The organism is Phenylobacterium sp. SCN 70-31 (genome assembly GCF_001724605.1).
Lineage (GTDB): Bacteria > Pseudomonadota > Alphaproteobacteria > Caulobacterales > Caulobacteraceae > Phenylobacterium.
The window spans coordinates 166840-174296 of record NZ_MEEX01000005.1 but is presented as its reverse complement, the minus strand read 5'-3'; the positions used below and the strand labels follow the sequence as shown (position 1 = coordinate 174296).

At 70.2% G+C, this 7457-nt stretch carries 9 protein-coding genes; 5 read left to right on the top strand and 4 right to left on the bottom strand.

The window, feature by feature from the left end:
• Nucleotides 1-94: 94 nt before the first annotated feature.
• Nucleotides 95-817 carry a PEPxxWA-CTERM sorting domain-containing protein gene (locus ABS78_RS05340; RefSeq protein ID WP_293375786.1) on the bottom strand — a complete coding sequence of 241 codons (723 nt, stop codon included), beginning with the start codon at nucleotides 815-817 and terminating at the stop codon, nucleotides 95-97.
• Between the two features lie 139 nt (nucleotides 818-956).
• On the opposite strand from ABS78_RS05340, the gene rsmI reads away from it, so the two are divergent.
• The 5 genes from rsmI to ABS78_RS05315 all read left to right on the top strand — a co-directional run bounded on the left by rsmI (nucleotide 957) and on the right by ABS78_RS05315 (nucleotide 5950).
• Nucleotides 957-1853, top strand: a complete 897-nt coding sequence (gene rsmI / locus ABS78_RS05335) for a 16S rRNA (cytidine(1402)-2'-O)-methyltransferase (RefSeq protein ID WP_293375784.1) — start codon at nucleotides 957-959, stop codon at nucleotides 1851-1853.
• Entirely contained in the window at nucleotides 1850-2221 is a 372-nt protein-coding gene (locus tag ABS78_RS05330; protein ID WP_293375782.1) for a YraN family protein, read from the top strand. Before rsmI ends, ABS78_RS05330 begins: the two co-directional genes overlap by 4 nt.
• A gap of 19 nt (nucleotides 2222-2240) precedes the next feature.
• A complete protein-coding gene (locus ABS78_RS05325; RefSeq protein ID WP_293375780.1) occupies nucleotides 2241-3056 on the top strand; it encodes a transglutaminase family protein in 816 nt (271 codons plus the stop codon).
• A gap of 212 nt (nucleotides 3057-3268) precedes the next feature.
• Nucleotides 3269-4216 carry a glutathione synthase gene (gene gshB, locus ABS78_RS05320; protein ID WP_293375778.1) on the top strand — a complete coding sequence of 316 codons (948 nt, stop codon included), beginning with the start codon at nucleotides 3269-3271 and terminating at the stop codon, nucleotides 4214-4216.
• A gap of 135 nt (nucleotides 4217-4351) precedes the next feature.
• A complete protein-coding gene (locus ABS78_RS05315; protein ID WP_293375776.1) occupies nucleotides 4352-5950 on the top strand; it encodes a YifB family Mg chelatase-like AAA ATPase in 1599 nt (532 codons plus the stop codon).
• Here the strand turns inward: ABS78_RS05315 and ABS78_RS05310 are convergent.
• From ABS78_RS05310 to ABS78_RS05300, 3 genes are all read right to left on the bottom strand, one after another.
• Nucleotides 5869-6219, bottom strand: a complete 351-nt coding sequence (locus tag ABS78_RS05310) for a hypothetical protein (protein WP_293375774.1) — start codon at nucleotides 6217-6219, stop codon at nucleotides 5869-5871. The two genes, ABS78_RS05315 and ABS78_RS05310, sit on opposite strands and share 82 nt — an antisense overlap.
• Before the next feature lie 235 nt (nucleotides 6220-6454).
• On the bottom strand, nucleotides 6455-6817 hold the full coding sequence (locus ABS78_RS05305) for a hypothetical protein (RefSeq protein WP_293375772.1): 363 nt from the start codon (nucleotides 6815-6817) through the stop codon (nucleotides 6455-6457).
• A 216-nt stretch (nucleotides 6818-7033) separates the two neighbouring features.
• On the bottom strand, nucleotides 7034-7372 hold the full coding sequence (locus tag ABS78_RS05300) for a hypothetical protein (RefSeq protein ID WP_293375770.1): 339 nt from the start codon (nucleotides 7370-7372) through the stop codon (nucleotides 7034-7036).
• Between the last annotated feature and the right edge of the window lie 85 nt (nucleotides 7373-7457).

The window sequence follows — 7457 nt, the reverse complement described above, 5'->3', positions numbered from 1 at the left end:
CTTCACCATCTGTGCTGACCTCCACCCAGCACACAGCTTGAATCATGATCCGCCTCCCCGCGGAATCTTCGATTCAATCTAGGGCCAACGCGCTCTAGGCGAAGGCTCCGACCATCGGACGGCGCCGGCGGAGCACGGCTCCAACGGCGCCGAAGCCCACGATCATCATCGCCCAGGTCCCGGGCTCGGGAATCGCGCCGACGCCGCCCGGGTCGGACTGCGGGACGATGGACAGGCCGCGCGAGACGCCATCGACGATGTGGCGGTACGCGCCCTCACGCCCGAAGGTCTCGAACGAGGCGACGATGAAGTCCAGGCTGGTCGGGTCCAGCGACTCGGGCAGGAGGCCCAGCGTCACGTCGCCGCCCCGGTCCCCCACCGAGAACACCGCGGTGGTGCGGTAGGTGTTTGGACCGATGGTGTCGATCTTCTGCAGGATGAGGTTCATGTAGGCGTACTCGCCCACCTGACGGAACTGGATGAAGGGATCGAAGGCGCTGAAATCGGTGTTGGAGCCGACATAGCCCGAGACGAAGGTCAGCGGGTACCTGCCGTCGGTGGCCACCGCGTCGGTGTCGTACTCGAAGACGAATTCGTAGGGGCTGCCGGGAATGGCGCCGCGGCCCAATTGGATGCCGTCGATGTACGAGATCTGATTCGGGGCCATCCGGTTTTCGAGGCCGCTGCCGAAGAAGGCGTTGGTCGACGGGATGTTGCCCTCGAACTTCAAGGTCACGACCGCGGCTTGCGCCGGAGCCGCCAGGGTCGAGGCCGCCAGGGTGAGGGCCGCCGCGGCGGCCATAGGGAAACGTTTCACGCATACGCTCCTGAAATGCGCGCCCGCACAGCGGCGCTTGGTTCTCAATGCGGCGCCTGTCGCCCTGCCCGCCTCCCCCGATCAGGGGTCTCGCCGCACGGCGCTTGCGTTGGGGGCCGGGACCGGCGAAGCCTCGGTCATGGCCCGCGCCCTTCCCCCGCCCACCCTCGACGACGCGCCGCCGGCGCCGGGGCTGTATGTCGTCGCGACGCCCATCGGAAACCTGCGCGACATCACGCTCCGGGCGCTGGACGTGCTGGCCCAGGCCGACCTGGTCCTTGCCGAGGACACCCGCGTCACCGCCAAGCTGCTGGCCGCCTTTGGTCTCTCGGCGAAGCTGGAGCGCCATGACGAGCACGCCGCCGAGCGCTCGCGGCCCAAGGCCCTGGCCGTTCTGGCCGACGGCGGACGCGTGGCCCTGGTGTCGGATGCGGGCACGCCGCTCATCTCCGACCCCGGCTATCGCCTGGTGCGCGACGCGGCCGCGGCCGGGCATGCGGTGATCCCCGTCCCGGGGGCTTCGGCCCTGGTGGCGGGCCTGTCGGCGGCAGGGCTGCCGACCGACCGCTTCCTGTTCCTGGGGTTTCCGCCGCCGAAGTCCGCCGCCCGCCGGACGTTCCTGGCCGAGGTGGCCGGCGTGCGCGCCACCCTCGCCTTCTTCGAGGGCGGCTCTCGCCTGAAGGATAGCCTGTCCGACATGGCGGCGGTGCTGGGCGCGGATCGCGAGGCCGTCGTCTGCCGCGAGATCACCAAGCTCTACGAAACCTTCTACCGGGGCACGCTGGCCGAACTGGCCGCCGATTCCGCGCTGGACGCGCCCAGGGGCGAGATCGTGGTTCTGGTGGCGCCCGGCCGCGAGGCCGAGGCCACCGCCGCCGACGTGGACACCGCGCTCGCCGACGCTCTCTCCCGCCTGAAGCCCTCGGACGCGGCCGCCGAGGTGGCCAGGGCCCTGGGCCTGCCGAAGCGCGATCTCTACCGCCGGGCGATGGCGCTGAAGGCGGCGGCGCCCGAGACGGAGGACCCTGGTCCGTGAACGCCCGGGCGCGCCGGGGCGCCCAGGCCCGGCTTTCGGGTCGCCGGGGCGAGGTGCTGGCGGCGATCTGGCTGATGGCCAGGGGGTATCGCATCCTGGGCTTCCGCCTGAAGACCCGGCAGGCCGAGGTCGATCTCCTGGCCCTGCGCGGCCGGGTGCTGGCGGTGGTGGAGGTCAAGCGAAGGATGAGCCTGGATGTAGCGCTGGAGACCGTGACGTCCGATCAGCGCGACCGCCTGCGGCGCGCCGGGCTCGCTCTGGCGGCCGGTCGGCCGGCGCTGCGGGACTGTTCGGTCCGACTCGATCTGGTGGCGCTCGCGCCCGGCCGCCTTCCTATGCATATTCCCGACGCCTGGAAGGGCGCCTGACGGACAAGCACGGACCCTGATGGACCGCGACGAGGCCGAGACGATCCTCGCGGAAGCCGGTGGCGCTTCCAACGACGCCTTCCCCCTGATGGAGGCGGCGATCGCCTGCGCCATCCATGAGAACCCGGTCCGCGACCCGGCGCTGGCGCGAGAACTGGCCGCCGCGGGCGTGGAGCGTCTGGCCGAGCGCCTGAAGCGCGAGAGCCCCGAAGAGGCCCTGGCCGAGGCGCTTTCGGGCGACCTTGGCCTTTCGGGCGATCTCTTCACCCTGGACGACCCCGACAACGCCGATGTCCTGGGCGTCGCCGCCCGCAAGCGCGGCCTGGCCGTCACGTTGGGCGTCTACTACCTCCATGCCGCCCGCCGCTGCGGACTGGTGGTCAGGGGCGTGGACTTCCCGGGCCACTTCCTGCTCAGGATCGAGACCGACGAGGGGCCGCTGGCCCTGGATCCGTTTTCGGAGGGGCGTGTGGTGCTGCCGTCCGAACTGACGCGGCGCGCCCTGCATGCCGGCCTGACGCCCAACGTGGCCGACCGCCTGGACCGCCTCATGGCCCCGGTGGACGACCGCGCCGTGCTCCTGCGGTTGCAGAACATCGTCTACGCCCATGCGACCAACGCCGGCGATTTCGCCCGAGCAGAGCGTGCGGCGCTCCGGCGCGCGCTGCTCGATCCGACCGATCACCGGCCCTGGCTGGACGTGGCCGCCGCGCGCGAAGGCCAGGGGGCCCTGGCCGGCGCCCTCGAGGCTCTCCAGCGCGCCACCACCCTGGACGGCGGCGCCGCCCTGGCCGCGCGAGCGGCGCGCGAGCGCGTGAGGCTGCGGCTGAACTGAACGAGGCCACGACATTCCCTCAGAGCCGGGCAAAGACCGGGCCGTCCCGGTCGCGCCGGACGGCCTGACCTATGCCTGGCTCCGGCGCCGCCGGCGTAGGGCTGGCGCTGGCGTCAAAGAGGCCTGAAGGCGGCTCAATGACGCGCGCGAGCGCTGGCGCTGATCCCCGTCGCGGCCTATCTGCATCTCATCGCTCGCCGAGGAAGCCGCACATGTCCCTGAAGGTCGCCGTCCAGATGGACCCTATCGAGGGGGTGAACATCGAGGGGGACACGACCTTCCTGATGATGGAGAGCGCCCAGGCGCGCGGGCATTCGCTGTTCGTCTACCTGACCGATTCCCTGGCTCTGGAGGACGGCCGGGTCTTCGCGCGCGGTCGCGACATCCAGGTGCGGCGGGTGGCCGGCGACCACTTCACGGCGGGGCCGGTGCGGCGCGTCGAACTCGCGGACTTCGACGTGGTGCTGATGCGCCAGGACCCGCCGTTCGACATGCACTACATCGACGCCACCTTCTTCCTGGAGGCGATCCACCCGAAGACCCTGGTGGTGAACCATCCGGCCGAGGTGCGCAGCGCGCCCGAGAAGCTGTTCGTCACCAGGTTCCCCGGCTTGCAGCCGCCCACGCTCATCACCTGGGACCGCGAGGCGATCCGCGATTTCCGGGCCCGCCACGGCGACATCGTGCTGAAGCCGCTGAACGGCCGGGGCGGATCGGGCGTGACCCGCCACCTGAAGGACGACCCGAACCTCGACACCCTGCTGGAGCTGCATGCCGAACTGGGGCGCGAACCGGTGATCGTGCAGAAGTTCCTGCCTTCGGTCAGCAAGGGCGACAAGCGCATCCTGCTGGTGGACGGCGAGCCCGTGGGCGCCATCAACCGCGTGCCGGCCAAGGGCCAGATCCGGTCCAACATGGCGGTCGGCGGCACGCCCGAGCCCGTGGAGCTTTCGGCGCGGGATCGCGAGATCTGCGCCGCCATCGGCCCCGAGCTGAAGGCCCGCGGGCTGATCTTCGTCGGCATCGACGTGATCGGCGATCACCTGACGGAGATCAACGTGACCTCCCCGACGGGCGCGGTGGCGCTGAAGCGCTTCACCGGGGTGGACGCGACAGACGTGATGTGGTCCCGGATCGAGGCCCTGCGCGCGCAGCCTTAGGTCGTCTTGTAAGAGTTGCCTGGAAGTTACGGAAACGTCTTAGTTTCTATCAAAGTTCTATTTTTGTTCTTGATCTGAGCTGCGCGTCGTGCTGGGTTGTGGATAACTTCCAGGGGTCCACGAGGGGTTGCAGGCATGTCCGCGCGCGTGGTGACGCTGGCCTTCAGCGGCGTTCAGGCCGTGCGCGTCGATGTTCAGGTCCAGTTCACCGGCGGCGAGCAGAAGTTCTTCCTCGTCGGCATGGGCGACAAGGCCGTGTCCGAAAGCCGTGAGCGGGTGCGGGGCGCCTTCCAGGGCATGGGTCTGGCCCTGCCGTCGCGGCGCATCATCGCGAATCTGGCGCCGGCCGACCTGCCGAAGGAAGGCAGCCACTACGACCTGCCCATCGCGCTCGCGATCATGGCCGGCATGGGGGTGATTCCGCCCGACGCGCTCGAAGGCTGGGCCGCCGTGGGCGAGCTGGCGCTGGATGGCCGCATCACGGCTGTGGCGGGGACGCTGCCCGCCGCGGTGGCGGCGGGCGGCATGGGTCTGGGCCTCATCTGTCCCCAGGCGTGCGGGCCCGAGGCCGCCTGGGCGGGAGAGACGCGGATCCTGGCCGCCCCGTCGCTGATCGCGCTGGTGAACCACTTCCGTGGAACCCAGGTGCTGTCGCCGCCCCGGGCCGGCGAGATGGTCGAAGCCGAGCGGGTCCCCGACCTGCGGGACGTGAAGGGCCAGGAGAACGCCAAGCGGGCTCTGGAGATCGCCGCGGCCGGCGGCCACAACCTCAGCTTCATCGGCCCGCCGGGCTCGGGCAAGTCGATGATGGCGGCCCGGCTTCCCGGCCTGCTGCCCCCGCTCACGGCGTCCGAACTGCTCGAGACGTCGATGATCCATTCGGTCGCCGGGCTGATCGCGCGGGGCCAGCTCTCCCGCGCGCGGCCGTTCCGCAGCCCGCACCACTCCGCCAGCATGGCCGCCCTGACGGGCGGCGGGCACCGGGCGAAGCCGGGGGAAGTGAGCCTGGCCCACAACGGCGTGCTGTTCCTGGACGAACTGCCCGAGTTCGGCGCCCAGGCGCTGGATTCGCTGCGTCAGCCTCTGGAGACGGGCGAGGTGGTGGTGGCGCGGGCCAACGCCCACGTTCGCTATCCCGCCCGCTTCCAGCTCGTTGCCGCCCTGAATCCGTGCCGTTGCGGTCTGGGCGGTGCGGGCCGGGGCGCCTGCGGCCGGGCGCCCCGGTGCCAGACCGACTACCAGGGCCGGATCTCGGGGCCCCTGATGGACCGTATCGACCTGCAGGTGGAGGTTCCGCCGGTGACGCCGGCCGACCTGGCGCTGCCGCCCCCCGCCGAGGGGACGGCCGAGGCGGCGGCGCGGGTCCTGGCCGCCCGCACACGGCAAGCGGAGCGCGGACTACAGGCGGACCGGACGGCGCAGGTGGAGCGCACAGGGCCCGACGTCCCCCGCCTCAACGCCCAGGCGGACGGCGATTTTCTGGAAGCGATCTGCGATCTGGATGGGCCGGCGCGGGCGCTGCTGTCGCGCGCGGCCGAGGCGGGCGGTCTCTCGGCGCGCGGCTGGGTGCGCACGCTGCGCCTCGCCCGCACCATCGCCGATCTGGAGGATGCGCCGTCGGTGCGCCGCATCCATGTCGCCGAGGCCCTGGTCTATCGCCGGATCGCGCCGGGCGCCTCCATCGGGTCCACGTCGGCCGACTCGGCCGCATGGGGGGCGGTCCAGGCGCCGTAGCCGACGCTGATGAGCATCAAGTAGCTCCAGACGAGGCCGGCGGTGAGATACGCCCAGCCCGACACGCCGGAATCCAGGGCGCGGGCGAAGTGAGTGACCACCAGAAGAAGCTGAAAGGCGGCGGCGAACAGCGGCCAGTAGCGGCGGGTGCGAAATGCTATCCACATGAGGATCGCGAACAGGACCGCATCGATGGCTAGAACCGCCCACTGAGTGTCTTCACTGCGTGATTTGAAGACCATGAGCGTGAGCGCCCATCCGGCCAGCACACTTGCCGCTCCGAGGCGTTCCTCGTCACGGCCGCGCCATACGGCAAGCGCGCAGACTCCGAGGAGAGCGGTAGGCCAGACCCAGACGGGAAGCTGATACACTCGACCACCCTCACAGACGCGCCCAGAGACCCTGGAGCCCCTTGAGTACGAAGTGGTCGTCGGCCGGGGACCCCGGGGGGCGGCGCCAGTGTGGCAGACCGCGCCCCGGGATTGAACCAACCGGAAGTTACGATCAGGAGGCGACCCGCAGCGCCCGCATGCGGACGCGATGGGTTTCCGTCATGCCCGGCGCGGGCTTTTCGCCGCCATCGCCGACCATGGTCACGGCGCCCAGGCCGATCTGGCCCTGGACCACACTCAGCTCCTTGTGCGTCTCGACGATCGCGCGGCGGGCTTCGGCCAGCGCCATGATCGCCTGGCTGGCGCGTTCGACGGCGTCCTGGCCGATCAGCGCCGAGGCGCCGACCTGCTTGCGCAGCGCAGGCATCACACCCGTAAGGTGAGCGGTCTTGGAGATCGCCGCATCGATAGCGGCTTCGGCGTCGAAGAGGGCGCCGGCGACTTGTTCGGCGACCATGCGGCGTTCTTTCAGCATAGCTCTCTCCATGCACGGCGCAGTTACGCCGCGTTTACAGTTTCAGATAACAGGGTTTCTTGGACGTTCGGGCGAAGGGTTAAATCGCCCCCGCGGTTCCCTAGAGCAGCTTCGTCGCCAGCTCGTTGAGGGCGTGGAGCCCCGCCAGCATGCCCCCGAAGGCGAGGGCCGTGACGACGGCGATTCCCACGATCACACCGAGCCGGGCGAGCGGCGTCAGCTCGTTGCGGAAGCGCCGGGTTCCGGCTCGACCTTGAAGTTCTCGTCGAGCAGCACCCAGGTCATACAAAGGATCTCGCGCAGCACCATCTCGGGCGGCTTGAACGGCGCCAGCTTCCGGGTGGCCGACACCAGGTGTCGGGCCATGTCGGCTTGCGCCGGCGTCGCCGCCAGATCGACCAGTTGCCGCTCGAGTTGCATCCAGGAGAAGCTCGGGATCAGCTCTTCCCGCTTCGTCAGGGCCGGCCAGCGCGCCTCGAAGTCGTCGATCTCCCGGCGAAGGCGTAGCGCCCTCCCGACGACCGCTCGGTTCTCGAAGTTCGGATGATGACCCATCGAAAGCTCCCTCGTTGGCCACGCCATGCGGCCAGTTTTCCGAGGGGCTGTCTGTCCTGATCGCGTCTTGTCCTGACGCGATCAG